13 protein-coding genes are annotated in these 18,422 nt (G+C 74.7%); 8 read left to right on the top strand and 5 right to left on the bottom strand.

Annotated elements, in window-relative coordinates; all coding sequences use genetic code 11:
* Positions 1 to 8: 8 nt before the first annotated feature.
* On the top strand, positions 9 to 554 hold the full coding sequence (locus rosag_RS17275) for an ECF-type sigma factor (protein ID WP_284351411.1): 546 nt from the start codon (positions 9 to 11) through the stop codon (positions 552 to 554).
* On the top strand, positions 551 to 3,160 hold the full coding sequence (locus tag rosag_RS17280; RefSeq protein WP_284351412.1) for a serine/threonine-protein kinase: 2,610 nt from the start codon (positions 551 to 553) through the stop codon (positions 3,158 to 3,160). The genes rosag_RS17275 and rosag_RS17280 overlap by 4 nt, the downstream gene beginning before the upstream one ends.
* Positions 3,161 to 3,167: 7 nt before the next feature.
* Here rosag_RS17280 and rosag_RS17285 read toward each other — a convergent pair whose 3' ends face one another.
* A complete protein-coding gene (locus tag rosag_RS17285; protein ID WP_284351413.1) occupies positions 3,168 to 4,247 on the bottom strand; it encodes a hypothetical protein in 1,080 nt (359 codons plus the stop codon).
* Between the two features lie 192 nt (positions 4,248 to 4,439).
* On the opposite strand from rosag_RS17285, the gene rosag_RS17290 reads away from it, so the two are divergent.
* A complete protein-coding gene (locus tag rosag_RS17290; RefSeq protein WP_284351414.1) occupies positions 4,440 to 5,918 on the top strand; it encodes an Ig-like domain-containing protein in 1,479 nt (492 codons plus the stop codon).
* Between the two features lie 193 nt (positions 5,919 to 6,111).
* Positions 6,112 to 8,496 (top strand): PAS domain-containing sensor histidine kinase, encoded by a 2,385-nt coding sequence (locus rosag_RS17295; RefSeq protein WP_284351415.1) that lies wholly within the window; start codon positions 6,112 to 6,114, stop codon positions 8,494 to 8,496.
* A gap of 5 nt (positions 8,497 to 8,501) precedes the next feature.
* Here rosag_RS17295 and rosag_RS17300 read toward each other — a convergent pair whose 3' ends face one another.
* Positions 8,502 to 9,203: a peptidylprolyl isomerase gene (locus rosag_RS17300; protein WP_284351416.1), complete on the bottom strand. Its 702-nt coding sequence runs from the start codon at positions 9,201 to 9,203 to the stop codon at positions 8,502 to 8,504.
* A 5-nt stretch (positions 9,204 to 9,208) separates the two neighbouring features.
* Complete coding sequence (locus rosag_RS17305) at positions 9,209 to 9,868, bottom strand: TetR/AcrR family transcriptional regulator (protein WP_284351417.1); 660 nt, start codon at positions 9,866 to 9,868, stop codon at positions 9,209 to 9,211.
* Positions 9,869 to 9,994: 126 nt separating this feature from the next.
* On the opposite strand from rosag_RS17305, the gene rosag_RS17310 reads away from it, so the two are divergent.
* The 4 genes from rosag_RS17310 (at position 9,995) to rosag_RS17325 (ending at position 13,599) form a co-directional block, all read left to right on the top strand.
* Positions 9,995 to 10,708, top strand: a complete 714-nt coding sequence (locus rosag_RS17310) for a hypothetical protein (RefSeq protein WP_284351418.1) — start codon at positions 9,995 to 9,997, stop codon at positions 10,706 to 10,708.
* Between the two features lie 103 nt (positions 10,709 to 10,811).
* The gene (locus rosag_RS17315) at positions 10,812 to 12,353 is read left to right on the top strand and encodes a PAS domain-containing sensor histidine kinase (protein ID WP_284351419.1); all 1,542 of its coding nucleotides are present in this window, start codon (positions 10,812 to 10,814) and stop codon (positions 12,351 to 12,353) included.
* Positions 12,350 to 13,018: a response regulator gene (locus rosag_RS17320; protein ID WP_284351420.1), complete on the top strand. Its 669-nt coding sequence runs from the start codon at positions 12,350 to 12,352 to the stop codon at positions 13,016 to 13,018. Before rosag_RS17315 ends, rosag_RS17320 begins: the two co-directional genes overlap by 4 nt.
* 209 nt (positions 13,019 to 13,227) lie before the next feature.
* Positions 13,228 to 13,599, top strand: coding sequence for a hypothetical protein (locus rosag_RS17325; RefSeq protein WP_284351421.1), 372 nt, complete (start codon positions 13,228 to 13,230; stop codon positions 13,597 to 13,599).
* A 287-nt stretch (positions 13,600 to 13,886) separates the two neighbouring features.
* On the opposite strand, the gene rosag_RS17330 is transcribed toward rosag_RS17325, so the two are convergent.
* Both rosag_RS17330 and rosag_RS17335 read right to left on the bottom strand, forming a co-directional pair.
* Positions 13,887 to 17,456: a M1 family aminopeptidase gene (locus rosag_RS17330; RefSeq protein WP_284351422.1), complete on the bottom strand. Its 3,570-nt coding sequence runs from the start codon at positions 17,454 to 17,456 to the stop codon at positions 13,887 to 13,889.
* On the bottom strand, positions 17,453 to 18,364 hold the full coding sequence (locus rosag_RS17335; RefSeq protein ID WP_284351423.1) for an ABC transporter ATP-binding protein: 912 nt from the start codon (positions 18,362 to 18,364) through the stop codon (positions 17,453 to 17,455). Before rosag_RS17335 ends, rosag_RS17330 begins: the two co-directional genes overlap by 4 nt.
* Between the last annotated feature and the right edge of the window lie 58 nt (positions 18,365 to 18,422).

Genomic DNA, 18,422 nt, shown 5'->3' on the forward strand with positions numbered 1-18,422 from the left:
CGGCCCGGATGCCCCCCACGTCCGAACCCACGACGCCCCCACCGTCCGGCCGGGCGCTCGACGACCTCTACGCGGCGGTGTACGCCGAGCTGCGTCGCGTCGCGCATCGCCACCTCGACGGCGAGCGGACGGGGCACACCCTCGGCACGACCGGGCTGGTGCACGAGGCCTATCTCCAGCTCGCGCGCCTCGAGCACGTCCGGTGGCCGAGCCGCGCGTACGTGCTCGCGGCCGCCTCGCAGGCGATGCGCCGGATCCTGATCGACTACGCGAACGCGCGCCGCGCACAGAAGCGCGGCGGCGGCGTCGCGACGGTGGCGCTCGACGACGCGGTCGGCATGGCCGTCGCGCGCAGCGACCAGCTGATCGCGCTCGACGAGGCGCTGGAGCGGCTCGCGGCGCTGCACGAGCGCACGGCGCGCGTGGTGGAGTGCCGCTTCTATGGCGGCATGAGCATCGAGGAGACCGCGGAGGCGCTCGGCACCTCGCCCGCGACGGTGAAGCGCGAGTGGGCCATCGCCCGCGCCTACCTCAATCGCGAGCTGGCGCAGTGACCTCCGGCGGGACGCGCGGGCGCTGGGCGCGCGTGGCGGAGATCGTGGGCGCGGCGCTCGAGCACGAGCCATCGTGTCGCGTCGCGTATCTGGACGCGGCCTGCGCCGATGATCCCGGGCTGCGTCGCGAGGTGGAGTCGCTGCTCGCGGCGCACGACGGCTCCGGCGCGCTCGATCGGCTCGCGGTGGACGTCGCGCCGCTCACCGCGCGGCTGCGTGGCCCCGGCGCGACGCCCGACGTGCCGGAGCGGGTGGGCCGCTACCGCGTCGGCGCGCGCGTCGCGGGCGGCGGCATGGGCGTGGTGCACCGCGCCATCGACGAGCAGCTGGGTCGCACCGTCGCGCTCAAGTTCCTGCAGCCGCGCTTCCACGCCGACGACTCGGCGGCCGAGCGGTTCCGCCGCGAGGCGCGCACGGTGGCGGCGCTCGAGCATCCGAACATCTGCACGGTGCACGAGATCGGCGAGAGCGCGGATGGCCGGCTGTACATCGCGATGCCGCTGTACGACGGCGAGACGCTGCAGGAGCGCATCGCGCGTGGGCCGCTCCCCGTCGGCGACGCGGTGGCGATCGCCATCCAGATCGCGCGCGGCCTCGCGAAGGCGCACGGCGCGGGCGTGGTGCACCGCGACGTGAAGCCGTCGAACGTCTTCCTCACGGCCGACGGGGTCGTGAAGCTGCTCGACTTCGGCATCGCGAAGCTCGCGGACGCGTCGCTGACCGCGAGCGGCGCCGTGGGGCCGATGGGCACCGTGGCGTACATGAGCCCCGAGCAGGCGCGCGGCGACGCGGTGGACCATCGCTCCGACGTCTGGTCGCTGGGCGTGGTGCTGTACGAGATGCTCGCGGGGCGGCGGCCGTTCCCGGGCGACGTCGCGAGCGCGGTGCTCGAGCGGATCCAGCAGGGGAGGCACGACCCGCTCGTCGAGCACCGCCGGGACGTGCCGCCCGCGCTCGCGACGATCGTGGACACCGCGCTCGCGCGGGCGCCCCAGGCGCGCTACCAGTCCGCGCGGGCGATGGAGCGCGAGCTGCTGGCGCTCGGCCTCGCGACGGGCGAGGCGATGCTCCTGCCGGTGCGCGCGCGACTCCGCCTCTCGCGACGCGCGACGGTCGGCGCGCTCGCCGCCGTGGTCGCGACGGTCGTCGCGATCGGCACCGCGGTGTCGCTGGAGCGCTCGCCGGCGCCCGTGGAGCGCGCATCGTCGGCGGCGCCGTCGATCGTCGTGCTGCCGTTCGCCAACATGACGGCGGACGCCGGGAACGAGTACTTCAGCGACGGCATCACCGAGGAGCTCATCACGCAGCTCGCCGCCGTGCCGTCGCTCAAGGTCATCTCGCGCACCTCGGCGATGCACTACAAGCAGAGCCGCGCGCCGCTGCGGCAGATCGCGGACGAGCTGGGCGTCGCGCACGTGCTCGAAGGGAGCGTGCGCCGCGACGGCGACCGCGTGCGCATCGCGGTGCAGCTGATCAACGCGCGCACCGATCAGCACCTGTGGTCGCGGAGCTACGATCGGCGGCTCGTGGACGTCATCACCGTCCAGGAGGCCATCGCGCGCGAGGTCGCCGACGCCCTCGCGCTGACGCTCGCCGCGCCGCGCGCCGCGGCCCCGGCGCGCGGGACGCGCGACCCGGGCGCGTACGAGCTGTACCTGCGCGCGCGCTACCACTGGCAGAAGCGCACGCAGGCCGGGCACGAGCAGGCCGTCGCGTACTACCGGCGCGCGATCGAGCGGGACTCCGGCTACGCCGACGCGTACGCCGGGCTCGCGGTCGTGTACCTCACCGGCTACGCGCAGTACATCCCGGGCTTCGCGGACCGCGAGGTGGAGACGTACGCGAACCTCAAGTGGGCGGCCGAGCGCGCGGTGGCCCTCGACGACGCCTCGGCGCCGGCGCACCGCGCGCTGGCGATGCTGCGCTTCTGGCAGCGCGACTGGCCCGCGGCGGAGCGCGAGCTGCAGCGCACGCTCGCGCTCAACCCCGGCGACGAGATGGCGCACAACTGGTACGGCGCGCTGCTCGGGCTCACGGGGCGCATCGACGAGGCCGTGCGGGAGGCGCGCCGCGCCTACGACCTGGACCCGTTCAACCTCTCGGGCCACACCAACTACGCCGATCAGCTGGTGCTCGCGCGCGAGTACGACGGCGCCATCGCCGTCGCGCGCGGCGCGCTCGAGATCGATCCGAGCCACCCCTTCTCGCGTCGAGCGCTCGGCATCCTCCACGCGCTGACGGGGCGGCACGCGGACGCCGAGCGCGAGCTCCGGCGCCTCGTGCAGGCGGCGCCGCTCGTGCCGGACTTCCGGGCGGACCTGGCGTACGTCCTGGCCCTCGCCGGCCGTCGCGACGAGGCGCGCCGGATCCTGCACGAGGTCGCGTCGCTCCCCGACGAGCAGCGCCTGCGCAACGCGGCGTTCTCCATCGGTCGCGCGCACGTCGCGCTCGGCGAGGCGGACACCGCGTTCGCGTGGTTCGAGCGCGCCGACTGGCGCTGGCCGCACCGCGGGAACCGCTACGACCCCGGGCTCGATCCCGTGCGCGCCGATCCGCGCTTCGCGCGCCTGAACGCGCGCGTGGACCGCGAGATGGGGCTGCGCTGACGCGCGGTCAGGCGCAGCTCTGCCCTGCGAGGAACCAGCAGCGCGTGGCCGGCGACGTCTTGAAGAACTGCAGGAGCATCGCGCCCACCTTCTGCCGCGCGCCCTGCGCGGGGTGCGTGTAGTCCGACGGATTGAAGTCGCCCGGCACCCACGTGAGCCCGTCGGAGCGCGGCTTCGCGCCCGCCGCCCACGGATACGGGCCCCACGCCAGCCAGGGCGCGACGTTGCCGTCGTGGCGGAGGGTGCCCGTGCGCGCGTCGCCCGCGCGGCCGGCCATCTGCTCGATCTGCGACTGCACGAGCCACTTCACCGCGAAGCCCGTCTCGTACGCGTACGGCTCGGGGTTCAGCTGCGACGTCGCGTAGCCCGCGTAGATGCGGCTCGTGAGGAAGACCTGGCGGAGGTTCGGGTAGCGCACCTTCAGCGCGCGCGCGACGTCGCCGAGCTGCCGCTCCAGCACGTACGCATCCGCCGCGCTGTCGGGGAGCGCGACGCGCGGCTGCGAGTTCGCGAGCTTGAGCCACACGATCTGCACCTGCTGCTCGCTGAGCCCCATCGGCCGCAGCCACGTGTCGCGGATGCGGTCGTAGTCGGGCGCGGTCGGGGACGTCCACGACGGCGCGGCGCGTCCGCCGAAGGCGCCGTTCACGAGCGCGAGCGTCGTGTGGTTCACCGCCGGATCGGCGTTCGCCTGGCCGACGAAGCTCCACGGCTCGCACGAGCCGGGGAGCCCGCCGCCGGAGCAGAACTCCTGCGTCGTGTTCGACATCCCGATCGACAGCAGGACGTAGCGGCCGGTCGGGCTGGGATTGCCCGCGACGTCCAGCGGCCGGATGCGCGCCGCGGCGGCCTGGCCGGCGGCGAGGTGCGCGGCGGGGACGTCGTTCGCGCCGTCCGGGTAGAGCCCGCCCTGGAACGACAGGTAGCAGCCGGCGCCGAGGTCGTTCAGCGGGACCCTGGTCGTGTCGCGGCGGCCGGCGCAGGCGCTCACGCCCGGGGAGGTCGTGACGTCGGTCGGGGCGGAGGCCGAGGAGCAGGCGGCCGCCGCGACGGCGGCGATCGGGAGGGCGAGCGAGCGGAGCTTCATCCGGGGGCGCGAGCAGGGAGCGGCGTGGTGATCCGTGGCGCCACAGACGCCCGGCGGCCGGCCGCGTTAACGCCGCCGCGGACTCTGGGGCGTTTCCCGGGTGCAGGCGGAATCGTCCCTTCGCGTGGTCGAGCCCGCCACTCCTCGGCGGGCACGGGCTGGACCCCCGTTCGCTCTCCTCGCTCCCACGTCATGCGCACATCTCCGACCTGGCCCCTGCTGCAGCGCGTCGTTCTCCTGGCCGGTGCCGCGGCGCTCGCGGCGACCACCGCGTGCTCGGGCGGGGGCGGCGACGCGCCGCTCGGCCCCGAGCAGGCCACGGCCAGCTTCACCGCGAGCAGCGCGGCGCAGGTCAGCGGTACCGTGGCCACCACGGTCTCCCCGGCGCCCAGCGTGAAGGCGACCGACGCTGGCGGCCGACCCGTCGCGGGGCTCCCCGTGACGTTCACGGTCACCGGCGGCGGCGCGATCGGCCGCACGAGCGCCACCACCGACGCCAGCGGCACCGCCAGCGTGGGGAGCTGGACCCTCGGCACCGGCGCGGGCGCGCAGACCGTCGTCGCCACGGCGGGCGCGCGCACGGTGACCTTCACGGCGAGCGCCACCGCGGCCGCCGCGGCGAGCATCACCGCCGTCGCCGGCGCGACCAACGACGCCCTGACCGGCGCCGCCGTCGCGAGCCGCCCCGCGGTGCAGGTGAAGGACCAGTACGGCAACCCGGTCGCGGGCGTGACGGTCAGCTTCGCGGTCGCCACCGGCGGGGGCACGGTCAGCGGCGCCACGGCCACCACCGACGCGACCGGCACCGCCACCGTCGGCGGCTGGACCCTCGGCGTCGAGCCGGGGGCGCAGACGCTGCGCGCCAGCGCAGGCACGCTCGCGACGACGTTCAGCGCGACCGGCGCGCTGCCGACCGGCTGCACCGCCGCCCCGTACGTCGTCGGCGCGCGGATCCCGGGCGCCTGGGCCGCGGGCGACTGCGCCTCGCCCGGCGCGCGCGGCGTGTTCGATCCCGTCGGCGCGCTCTACGACCAGTACGAGCTGACCCTCGCCGCGCAGCAGACGATCGCGTTCCGGCTGGCGGCGTCCGGGTCGCGCACGCTGCGCATCCGCCGGAAGAGCGGGGCGAACGACTACGTCACGCTCTCCCTCGGCGGCCCCTTCATCACCACGGTCGGGGACACGCTCGTCCAGCGCGTCGTGCTCGCCCCCGACACCTACGTCGTCGAGGTGCAGGCGGGCGCCGCCGGCGCGACGGGCGGCTACACGCTGCAGTCCACGGTCGAGTCCAACACCGACGTCGTCTGCCGCCCCCAGCTGCAGGCCACCCTCGGCGTCACGATCGCCAGCGCGCTCGATCCGGCGAAGGACTGTGAGAGCCCCGTCGTGGCCGGCACCTACGAGGACTGGATCGTGCTCCCGCTCCGCACCGGCGACCGGGTCCGCGTCACCCTCACCACGACCACGATGCCTCCGGGCCTCGTGCTGCGCGACGACCGGCTCGGCCCGGCGTCTCCCACGCTCAAGGTCGCCTCGAGCACCACGCCCGGTACGGTGACGCTCGACTGGACGGCCACCTTTGACAGCTACCACGAGGTCGTCGTCTTCAAGAACGGCGGCCCGAGCGCTCCCTACGGCGCATACACGCTGAAGATCGAGCGCGTGCCGTAGCGCGCTGCCGCCTCCCGCGAGGCCCGCGCTCGCCGGGGCATGCCGGCTGCACGTTCGCTCCGACATGTCCCGAGGAGAGTCGACGACGAGACCGGCCGATCCCGCTGCCGCGGGGGCGGACGGGCACGTCCGCTCCGGATCGGAGCGGCGGGGGCGGGGCGGGGGCCCGAGCACGTCGGAAGGGGCGCCCGTGGTGGACTACCGGGCCGTGTTCGACGGCGCGCCCGACGTCTACCTGCTGCTGGCGCCCGACCCGCCGCGCTTCACGATGCTCGCGGCCAACGAGGCGCGCCTGCGCGCGACGGGGACGCGCCGCGAGGACGTCATCGGCCGGCCGCTCTTCGAGGTGTTCCCCGACAACCCCGAGGAGCTCGGCGCGACGGGCGTGCGCAACCTCCGCGCGTCGCTGCACGAGGTGCTGCGGACCCGGCAGCCGCACCGCATGGCGCTGCAGAAGTACGACATCCGCGGCCCCGGCGGCGCCTTCGAGGAGCGGTACTGGGAGCCGCTGAACGCGCCCGTCTTCGACGCGAGCGGGGCCCTCGTCTCGATCATCCACCGGGTCGAGGACGTCACCGACCAGGTGCTCGCGCACCGCCGGCTGCGGACGCTGGAGTCGGTGGCCGCGGAGGCGAGCCGCCGGCTCACGCGCGAGACGGAGGCGCGCGTGTCGGTCGAGGCGATCCTCGCGCGGCTGCGCGAGAGCGAGGCGCGCTACCGCCTGCTCGCGGACATGATCCCGCAGAACATCTGGACCACCGACGCGACGGGGCACCACACGTACTTCAGCCGCCGGTGGTACGCGTTCACGGGCGCGACGCCCGAGGAGTCGCACGGCGAGGCGTGGACGCGGTACATCCATCCCGACGACCGCGATCGGATGCACGCGCGCTGGAAGCACTCGCTGCAGACGGGCGAGCCCTACGAGATCGAGTACCGCTTCCGCGGCGCCGACGGCGCGTACCACTGGTTCCTCGGCAAGGCGATGCCGCTGCGCGACGACGCCGGCGAGATCGTCGAGTGGTTCGGGACGGCGACGGACATCACCGAGCGGAAGCAGCTCGACGAGGAGCGCGAGCGGCTGCTCGCGAGCGAGCGCGCGGCGCGCGCGCAGGTCACGACGATCCTCGAGAGCATCACCGACGCGTTCTACGCGCTCGACCGGGAGTGGCGCTTCACCCACGTGAACCGCGAGGCCGAACGCCTGCTGAAGCGCCCGCGCGAGGAATTGCTCGGCCGCGTCATGTGGGAGGAGTTCCCCGACGCGGTCGGCTCGGCCTTCCATCGCGAGTACCACCGCGCCGCCGCGGAACGCACGACGGTCGACTTCGAGGCGTACGCCCCGACCATCGGGCTCTGGGTGAACGCGCGCGCGTATCCGTCGGACGACGGGCTCTCGGTGTTCTTCCGCGACGTGACGGCGCGGCGCGTCGCGGAGGAGCGGCTGCGCGAGAGCGAGCGGAGCTTCCGCGCGCTCGCCAACAGCATCCCGCAGCTCGCGTGGATGGCCGACGCCGCGGGCTGGATCTTCTGGTACAACGAGCGCTGGCACGAGTACACCGGCACCACGCTCGCGGAGATGGAAGGGTGGGGATGGCAGAAGGTCCACCACCCCGCGCACGTCGCGGGCGTCGTCGAGCGCATCCGCCACGCGTTCGAGAGCGGCACGCCGTGGGAGGACACGTTCCCGCTGCGCAGCCGCACCGGCGAGTATCGCTGGTTCCTCTCGCGCGCCGTGCCGATCCGCGACTCCGGCGGCCGGGTGCTGCGCTGGTTCGGCACGAACACGGACATCACCGCGGAGATCGAGGCGCGCGCCGAGGCGGTGCGGCGGCGCGAGGAGCTGGAGCGCGTGACCGAGAGCCGCACGCGCCTCATGCGCGGCTTCAGCCACGATGTGAAGAACCCCCTCGGCGCCGCGGACGGCCACGCGCAGCTGCTGGAGGAGGGGATCCTCGGTGAGCTCACGGAGAAGCAGCGCGCCAGCGTGCGGCGCATCCGCCGCTCCATCCACACGTCGCTGCGGCTGATCCACGACCTGCTGGAGCTGGCGCAGGCGGAGGCGGGGCAGCTGGAGGTCGAGTGCGTGACGACCGACGTGAGCGCGGCGGCGCGCGAGGTGGTGGAGGACTTCCGCGGGCAGGCGACCGGCGTGGGGCTCGCGGTCGAGTGCCAGCTGCCGGACGGCGTGCTCGCCGACACCGACCCGACGCGGCTGCGCCAGATCCTCGCGAACCTCCTCTCGAACGCGGTGAAGTACGCGCCGACGGGCACGGTCACGGTGGAGACGACGCTGCGCCCGTCGGGCGGTCCGCGACCCGGGCCGTGGGTGGCGGCCAGCGTGAGGGACACCGGTCCCGGCATCCCGATCGAGAAGCAGGCGTCGATCTTCCAGGAGTTCACGCGGCTCGACCCCACGGCGCAGCCGGGGGCGGGGATCGGGCTCGCGATCAGCCGGCGCATCGCGCAGCTGCTGGGCGGCGACCTCACCGTCGAGAGCGCGGCGGGGCGCGGCGCGACCTTCACGCTCTGGCTGCCGCCGGCGACGGCGGAGGGCGACGCGACGAAGTCCGGGTGACCGACTCAGCGCGTGCGGACCGTGACCTTCCGGATGCGATCGAGCTTCGGGTACTTCGCGTCGAGGAACCGGTTCGCCTCGCCGTACACGCGCTTCGTGTTGGCCGCCGCCATCGGCCGCTCGCCGTAGCCGGCGTACAGGCGGTCGGCGACCGCCATCCCCTTCACCACGCGCCCGATGGGCGCGAAGCCCATCGCGTCCAGGCGCGAGTTGTCGCGCAGGTTGATGAAGACGTTGGTCGTGCGGTCGTCCGGCTTGAACTGCGCGAGCGTGACCGTGCCGCGCGTGTTCGACGCGCGCCGCGCGTCGGGCGGCAGCGTCTGGTGGCTCCACCGCTCGGCGATCACCGGATCGCCCGCGAGGCCGAACTGCGCGATGAAGCCGTCGACCACCCGGTAGAAGCGCGAGTCGTCGAAGTAGCCGGCGCGCGCGAGGTTGTACACGCGGTCGACGCCGTGCGGCGCCCACGCGCGTCGCAGCTCGATGGTGATCGTGCCGCGGTTGGTCTGGACGTCCATCAGCACGGTGTCCGGCGCCCGCGTCGCCCAGTACGGATCGGTCGGCCAGTACAGCATGCCGCGCAGTCGGGCCGAGTCGAGCGGCGCGGCGGCGGGCGGCGCCGCGGCGGGGCGCCGAGCCGGCGCCTGCGCGCGCGACTGCTGCGTCGCGACCGCGAGAACGCCCGCGAGAAGGAGCATGCGACGCATGGGGGTCAGCCCCGCACGGCCGGGACGTCGGCGGGCGCCGCGGCCGCGCGCGCGAGCGCGACCATCAGCTCCGCGACGTCCGCGTCCCCGATCGCGGCGTCCACCGCGCCGGTGCCCGCCAGCGACCGCCACGTCTCGAAGCGGAGCGCGTGCGCGACCACCGCGGCCAGCCGCGCGCGCGCGGCCGCTCCGTCGAGCCCCTCGCGCGCCCACGCGGCGACGACGCCGTCCCGCACGTCGGCGACGAACGCGTCCCACGGCGCCATCACGGCCGCCAGCGCCGGGAGCGTGGGCAGGTCGCGGTGCACGTGCGTGAGCATCCGCTCCGCGCGCCGGTAGTACGCGTAGAAGGCGCGCAGCGCCGCGTGCAGGCGCTCCGCGGCGTCCTCGATCCCGACCCACGCGGCGGGGTCGGGTGGCGACACGACCTCGCTGGCGAAGTGCGACGAGCAGGCCTCGAACATCGCCGTCTCGTCGCCGAAGTGGCGGTACACCGTGAGCCGCTCCACGCCCGCCCGCTCGGCGATCGCGCTGATGGTGGTGCGCGCCGGGCCGACCTCGGCGTGCAGCGCCACCATCGCCTCCACGATCCGGCGCCGGGTCTCCGCCTGCTGCTCGGCTCGGCGCTTCTGCTCGTACTTCCGGGGAGCTCGCTGGGTCGTCATGCCGGTGAACATACCTGTTCACTGAACTCTTGACAAGCGCGCGCGCCGTCCGTATCGTCGCCTCCGTTCGGTGAACAGTGATGTCTGTTGAAATTGACTTCCACCTCTCGCTCCGGAGGCGATCCCATGTCCACGACGCAGCAGCTCCCACAGCTTTCGCAGCTCGACCGCACGCCGATCCGCCGCACCGCGATCCTGACGGCTGCCCTGGCCGGCGCCCTTCTCGCCGTTCCCGCCGCCGCGCAGACGCGGGCGGCCGCCAACGTCTCCGGCCCCACGGCCGTCCGCGACGTCGAGGCGGCGCCCACGCTGGCGGCCGTGCGCGCGGCCACGGCGCGCTTCCGCGACGTGCGCGTCGCGCTCAAGGAGGGCTACGTGCGCGACCCGTCGTCGATGTGCATGGTCGCGGAGATGGAGGGGATGCCGCGCCAGCTGGGCGGGATGGGGATCCACTACTTCCGCCCCGACCTGCTGGGGATCACCGCGCCGCCGAACCCGCGCGTCAGCGGCACGGGGACGCACACCGATTTTCGCACGCCCGGGGTGCTGATCTACGAGCCGCAGCCCGACGGATCGCTCCGTCTGGTCGCCGTCGAGAACCTGGTGTTCGAGAAGGCGTGGCGCGCCGCCGGCAACACCGAGCCGCCGCAGTTCGCCGGGCAGGAGTACTACCACATGATCGACAACCCGCTCACCACCGCCGACGAGGCGCACGGCTTCGAGCCGCACTACGAGCTGCACGCCTGGCTGTACCGCGAGAACCCGAACGGGACGTTCGCGCAGTTCAACCCGCGCGTCTCGTGCGCGAGCCACAAGGCGCCGGCCCACGCGCACGAGTAGGATCGGTCGCGCGCGGCGCGCTACCTGCGCGTGCGTCATGGCCGCCCTGCGGGGCGTACGGAGCCGCCGTGCGCCGCGCAGGGCCGGACCGTGGGAGGCGCCCGTGAAGGAGGATCGTCGCGCGAGACAGGTCGAGGCCGCGCTCGCCGCGAGCGAGGAGCAGTACCGGCTGATCGTCGACGGCGCGCGCGACTACGCGATCCTCACCACCGACACCGAGGGGCGGATCGCCACCTGGTCCCCCGGCGCGGAGGCCGTGTACGGCTGGACGGCGCGCGAGGCGGTGGGCCAGGATTCGGCCATGACGTTCGTGCCCGAGGACCGCGCCGTCGGCGTGCCGCGGCTCGAGCTGGAGATCGCGCGTCGGGACGGGATGGCGCCCGACGTGCGCTGGCATCAGCGCCGCGACGGCGCGCGCGTCTTCATCGAGGGCACCACGCGCGCGCTGCGCGACGGGGAGGGCGCGCTGCGCGGCTTCCTCAAGGTCGGGCAGGACGTCACGCAGCGTCGCGCGCTGGACGAGGCGCTGCGCGCGAGCGAGGCGCGCTACCGCACGCTCGTCGAGAACGTGCGCGACTACGCCATCTTCCTGCTCGACCCCGCGGGCATCATCACCGAGTGGACCGCGGGCGCCGAACGCGTGAAGGGGTACACCGCCCGGGAGGTCGTCGGCCGGCACCTCGCGCTGTTCTATCCACCGGAGGACGTGGCGGCGGGCGAGGTCGAGCGCGAGCTGGCCGAGGCGGCGGCGACCGGGCGCGCGGAGCGCGAGGCGTGGCGCGTGCGCAAGGGCGGCGAGCGCTTCTGGGTGAACGAGATCGCCACCGCGATCCGCGACGCCGACGGGCAGCTGGCGGGGTTCACGAAGATCAGCCGCGACCTCACGGAGCGCCGACTGGCCGCGGAGGCGGCCGAGCAGCGGCGGCTGGCGGCCGCGCGCGACGAGCTGCGCCGCGCGCTCGCCGCCGCGGAGGAGGCCGAGCGGCGCCGGCTCGCGCGCGAGCTGCACGACCAGCTCGGCCAGCACCTGACCGGCTTCGCGCTGGGGCTCGGCGAGGTGCGCCGGCAGCTGGCGGCGGGCAATCCCGCCGACGCCCGGCTCGACCAGCTGGAGGAGCTCGCGCGGCTGATGACGCGCGACGCGCGCAGCCTCGCGCTGGAGCTGCGCCCGCCGGAGCTGGACGACGTGGGCCTCGCGAGCGCGCTCGCGACCTACGTGCGGGACTGGGGCGAGCGGCACGGGGTGGCGGCGGAGCTGGCGGTGCTGGGCGCCGTGGACGACGATGTGCCGGCCGAGGCGGGCAGCGCGCTCTATCGCATCGTGCAGGAGGCGCTGACCAACGTCGCCAGGCACGCGCAGGCGTCGCAGGTGAGCGTGATCCTGGAGAAGCCCAACGGCGAGGTGCGGCTGCTCGTGGAGGACGACGGCCGCGGCTTCGACGCGGACGACACGGCGGTCCGGGTGCGCGCGGAGCGGCGGCTCGGCATGGCGGGGATGCGCGAGCGCGCGGCGCTCGCGGGCGGGACGCTGGCCATCGAGTCGAGTCCCGGCGCGGGCACCACGCTGCTGGTCCGCATCCCGATGCGGGCGCCGGCTCCCCGCGCGCAGGCGGCCGACACCTCGATCGCGGAGTCCCCGCCGTGACGCAGCCGACGACGCGTGCCGGCGTGATCCGGATCGTCATCGCCGACGACCACGCGATCGTGCGCGACGGGCTGCGCTCGCTCATCGAGGCACAGCCGGGGCTCGAGGTCGTCGGCGAGGCGGGTGACGGCGACGAGGCGTGGCGCCGCGCGTGCGAGCTCAAGCCGGACGTGCTCCTGCTCGACCTGTCGATGCCGCGGGTGACCGGCATCGACGGCGCCGAGCGGATCGCGCGCGACTGCCCGGGCGTGCGGATCCTCGCGCTCACCGCGCACGAGGAGCGGGGCTACGTGACGCGGCTGCTGGGCGCGGGCGCGGCGGGCTACCTGGTCAAGCGCACCGCGGGCGCCGAGCTGGTGCGCGCGATCCGGGTGGTGGCCGCGGGCGGCACCTACGTGGATCCGTCGATCGCCGCCGCGCTGCTCGTGGAGCCGGCGCGGGGCGCGCCGGGCGCCGCGGGGCCGGGCGCGCTGACCCCTCGCGAGGCGGAGGTGCTGCAGCTGGTCGTCCGCGGGCACCTGAACAAGGAGATCGCCGCGTCGCTCGCGATCGGCGTGAAGACGGTCGAGACGCACAAGGCGAACGCGATGGCGAAGCTCGGGCTGACCAGCCGCGCGGCGCTCGTGCGCTTCGCGCTCGACCAGGGGTGGCTCGCCGAGGACTGACCGCGACGCGGGCGGCGCGTCTCGGGGATCTCCCTGAGGGGGCGGGGGACGCCCGATCCGGCGCCCCGGCATCTCCGGATGGGGGCCGACCCCGGCGGCGGATACCCTCAGAAGGTCGCCGAACCCCGCACGTCGCGGGTGTGTCGCGTCGCGACGCAACGCACGCCGCAGCCGACCGGATGGTTCGCATCCCAGATCATCTCGACACCATGCATCGCACGGCACCCGCCACCGATCCGGCCGGCCCGGAGCCCGTGGTCCGGCGCGCGCTGCACGAGCTGCGCATCGAGAGCGAGCGGCGGCGGCGGACGGTGCACGACGCCCCGGTCGCGTTGCTCGCCATCCCCGAGGGCGCCGCCTCGGATCCGCTCGTCGGACTGCTGGCCGAGCTGCGCGCGGTGACCACGCGCTTCGTCGTGCGCCTCCGGGCGGACGGGGCGCCGCCGGAGCAGATGCTCGTGCGCGTGAAGGCGATGGTGCGCGATGCGCTGGCGGCCGAAGGCTGGCGCGACCCGGAGTGCATGCGCGAGCTGACCGACGCCGTGGTCGGCTGGAGCATCGACGCGTACTACGACCGGTGACGCCGGTCGCGGGGGCACGCGAGCGCGTCCCGCTCCGCGCGCCGCTGACGCCACCGCCACCGCGGCCGCACGTGGCGTCGCTCGACGCGCTCCGCGAGCTGGGGGCGCGGAGCGCGGCGCTCGCGAGCGCGCGGCGGGCGCTGACGGAGCGCGCCCGGGCCGCGCGCGAGCGGAGTGCGGAGGCGCGGTCGACGAGCGCGGTCGTGCGTCGCGCGGCGGCGGCATTGCGGACGGAGCGGGGCGTGTCCCGCGCATAGACGTCGACCCCTGCACCGTGTCCGCAGCCCTCACGGCTCCGCTGGCAGCCGCTTCGCGTTGTTCCACGGCTTCAGGTCGAACAGCAGCGCGCGCGGATCCACGCCGGCCCACGTGGCGCCGGCCGGCACCGTGAGCGTGATGCGCTGCACGCCCGAGCGGATCCGGTGCAGCTGCCGGTGGACCTCCGCTCCACGCGCCTTGCCGCCGCCATCGCGGAACGCGCCGATCTCCACGAGGTCGTGGATCGGGAGCTCGCGCACCGTGCCGCTGGTGTCGATCACGATCTTGCGCGCGCGCACCGTCAGCGTCAGCGCCACCATCCCGCCCGGCGCGGGCGCGGCCGACACCTGCTCGGTGGTGAGGTCCCACAGCGTGTTGGCGGCGAACAGGTCGTGCAGCAGCGGACGCAGCGAGTCGGGCGTGACCGCCTCGAGCTCGCGATAGAGATCGCGCGTGGTGGGCAGCGGCGGGCGCGCCTCCGCGTGCGCCGCGAGCAGCCGGCGCAGCGCCACGTCCACCGACTGGGCGCCCACGTACTCGCGCAGCGCGTAGAGCGCGAGCGGTCCCTTGCGGTAGCCGAGGAACCAGTCGGTCGCGCGCAGCAGCGGCGGATCCGACGGCGCCTTCGGCGGCATCCAGGCCTCGCGCATGAACGCCACCAGCCGCTCCAGCTCCGCGCGGCCGCGCGCGTGCTCCACGACGCCCATCGCCGAGTACCACGCGAGGCTCTCGCTCATCACGTTGGCGCCTTCCACGCGCGCCGGCGTGAGCTGGTTCCCCCACCACTGGTGCGCCAGCTCGTGCGCCACGACGGCGAAGGGGAAGTCGAGCCCGCGCTCGTCGCGCTCGGGATCGAAGAGCGCCGCGCCTTCCTGATACGAGATGTTGATCGGCGACGCGTGCAGGCCGCCCGTGCCGGGATGCTCGACGAGCCGCAGCTGGCGGTGCGGGTACGGGCCCAGCGTCGCGGAGAGGTGCTCGAGCGACGCGCGGGCGCTCGCGAGCATGCGGTCGACGTTCGCCGCGTGCGCGGCGTGGTGCACGACCTCGATCGCGATGCCGTTCCACGTCGCGGCACGCACGGCGTAGCGCGCGGAGAAGAGCGAGAAGTCGCTGCGGATCGGCCGCTCGGTCGCGTACGCGAAGTAGCGGCGGCCATCGGCGGTCCACGTCCGCCGGAGCGCGCCCGGCCCCACCGCATGCTGCTCCGCGCTCGTGCCGATGGTCGCCTCGACCATCACGCGCTCGGCGGCCGCGCGCAGGTCGCGCCGCGCCGCCTCGTCGTCCAGCGACGGCGTGGCCGGCTTGGCCGGAAGGCCGTGCGCGGCGCGCGCGCTCGCCTCGCCGAGCTCGCGCCAGTCCTGGTAGCCGATCCAGGGGAGCTCGAAGTTGCGGATGTACGTGCCGTTCGCGGTCACCATCTGCGGCACGCCGTCGTTCGCGAAGCCGCGCGTGCCGATGCGCACGACCCAGTGCAGCCGCAGCGTGTCGCCGGGCTGCAGCGGCGCGCGCAGCGCGAGGACGCGGTAGCCGAGCCGGTCGTCCGCGACCGCGGGCGTCGCGGCGCGATCGAGCGTCATCGCGCCCGTGGCGACGTCGGGCGACGTGGTGACGTGCAGGGTGTCGATCGCCACGGCCTCGCGATTCACCAGCTGGTACGTGCCGCGGATCTCCGCGCGGCCCTGTTCGGGATGGAGCTCCGCGTGCAGCCGCACGCCCTCGAGTCGCGGCTGCGGCGCGCGCGCGTGACGCGCGTACCGGCGCTCGTACTCGGCCTTCCGCGCGGCGACGTCGGTCGGCGTCAGGTACTCGTGCAGGACGTTCGTGTTGTAGAACGTGAACCCGCCCAGCGCGAGCACGAGCGCCGACGCGCCGGCCGCCACGCCCAGCGCGCGCCGCGTCGCGCGGCGGCGCATCGCCTGCAGTCGCGCGGCGAGGGCGTCCTCGCGCCCGCGCACCCAGAGGAGCGAGGCCGCGACGAGGAGCAGCGCGGTCCACGCGGCCCAGTAGAGCTGGAGCGTGAGCCACGGCCCCACGGCGCCGCCGAAGCCGCGCATGTCGGAGTACGACCAGCCCGGGTCGGCCGCGAAGACGAGCAGCCGGTGCTGCACGCCGAGCTTCGCCGCGAACAGCACGAAGCCGTAGACGAGGAGCGTCACGAGGTGCCCGACGTACTTGTGCGCGACGATCACGTGCACGACGATGGCGAGCGCCACCAGCAGCACGTAGTCGGCGAGGCGCATGCCGAGGAAGAGGCGCGCGTGCAGCCACGGCTCGATCGGGCGGTATCCCACCCGCAGCTGCGCGGCCATCGCCGCGATCATCAGCACCGCCTGGAAGGTCGCCAGCGCGAGCGCGAGGCCGGTGACGCGTCCGAGCAGCTGCGCCCACTCGGGGACCGGCGCCGCGCCGGCGATCTCGCCGAGTCCGGCCTCGCGATCGCGCCACACCAGCTCTCCCGCGTAGAAGAGGAGGAGCAGCAGCGCGATCATCGTGAACGGCGCGCCGGGATCGGCGACGGTGTCCGCCAGCATCGCGGTCGACGGAGCGAGCGGCACGCCGTTCACCGCCAGCTCGCCGGGCGCCGCCGCGACGACGAGCGCGGCGACGAGCAGCATCACGAGCCCGCCGCCACCGATCACGACGACGCGCCACGACTCGCGCGCGACGGCGAGCAGCTGCGACGCGTGCGTGCCCGCGCCGAAGGTGCGCGGCCGCGGTGGATGTGGGGCGAGCGCGATCGGCGTGGTCGCCGGCGGCTCCGTCGCGGCGCGCGTCCGCCGCGGTGCAGGGACGTGATGCGCGAGCCGGAAGCGGTGGTGCGTCAGCGCGAGCACCGCCGCACCGGCGCCGAGCCAGAGCGCGCGGTTGCGGAGGAAGCTCGTCATGAGCCACGGGACGTCGTTGCGCTTCGCCTCCGGCGTCCACGACTGGCTCATCTCCTGGAGCGTCGCGATCCCGAGCGGGTCGAGCAGCGAGGCGAGCGTCCACTGCCCGATGTCCGGCAACATCGTCAGGCACAGCATCGACCCGATGAACAGCAGCGCGCCCGCCACCCAGCCGACCATCGGACGCCGCGCGAACGTCGCCATCGCGAACGCCAGCGACGTCGCGACCACCGCGTTGGGCAGGTGCATCACGAGCCACGCGGACGCGTACGACCCGACGCGCAGCGGGCCGAGCACGTCGGCCGGGGCGCCGGAGAGCAGGACCGCGAGCAGGGTGCCGGCCGGCACCGCCAGCGACACCAGCACGCCGAGGAGCAGCGCCGCGACGATGCGGCCGCCGAGGTACGTCGCCTTCGCCACCGGCGCCGTGTAGACGAGGGGCGCCATGCGCGTCATCGCGTCGCGCCCCGCGGCCTCGCCCGCGATCACGCCGATCGGCAGCAGCGCCGCGATGTTCGCGAGGCGCATCATCATCGCCAGCATGTACGGCGCGTTGATCGGCGCCTCGCCGTCGGCGACGTCCACGACGCCGCCGACCTCCATGCGCGCGAGCAGGAACGCGAGCGCCAGCACGGCACCGATGTAGAGCCACGTGGTGGCGCGGCGCGCCTGGTACCACAGCTCGTAGCGGATCGTCTCGCGGAGCCTCATCCGACCTCCACGAGCGCGGGCGGCGCGTCCGTCCGGGCGAGGTGTCCGCCCAGCGTGCAGAAGTAGACGTCCTCGAGGTCGGGCTCCGCCGGCGTGAACTCCGGGCCCGGCGACTCGCTCGCGAACACGCGCACCATCGTGCGGCCGGCGAGCAGCTTCATCGACACGACGGCGTGCGCGCGCTCGATCTCCGGCAGCGCGTCGCGGTCGACCAGGCGGCGCCAGATGCGCCCCTCCAGCGCGGCGACCGCGCGCAGCGGCTCGGCCTCCAGCAGGATGCGCCCGCGGTCGATGATCGCCATGCGCGTGCACAGCTCGCTCACGTCCTCCACGATGTGCGTCGAGAGGATGACGACCGCGCGCTCGCCCAGCTCCGCGAGCAGGTTGAGGAAGCGCACGCGCTCCGCCGGATCGAGCCCCGCGGTCGGCTCGTCGACGATGAGCAGCGTGGGATCGCCGAGCAGCGCGACCGCGACGCCGAAGCGCTGGCGCATGCCGCCCGAGTAGCCGCCGAGCTTCCGGTGCCGCGCATCCCACAGGTTCACCTGACGCAGCAGCCGCTCGACCGTCGCGCGGCGCTCGCGGCGATCGGTGATCCCCTTGAGGATCGCGAAGTGCGTCAGCAGCTCCTCGGCGCTCGCCTTGGGATGCACCCCGAACTCCTGCGGCAGGTAGCCGAGCGTCTGCCGCAGCCGGTCGGGCGCTCCCAGCACGTCGATCGCGCCGAGATGGATGCTGCCCGTGTCGGGCTGCTGCAGCGTCGCGAGCGTGCGCATGAGGCTCGACTTGCCCGCGCCGTTGGGGCCCAGGAGCCCGAACATCCCGCTCGGGATCGTGAGCGTGACGTCGTGCAGCGCGTGCACCCCGTTGGGGTACGTCTTGGAGAGGTGCTCGATCCGGAGTTCCATGGCGGATCTCGGGCAATGGGGGACCCGGGGCGTCGCCAGCTGGCGGCGCCCGGGCGGG

Source organism: Roseisolibacter agri (assembly GCF_030159095.1).
Classification (GTDB): Bacteria; Gemmatimonadota; Gemmatimonadetes; order Gemmatimonadales; family Gemmatimonadaceae; genus Roseisolibacter; species Roseisolibacter agri.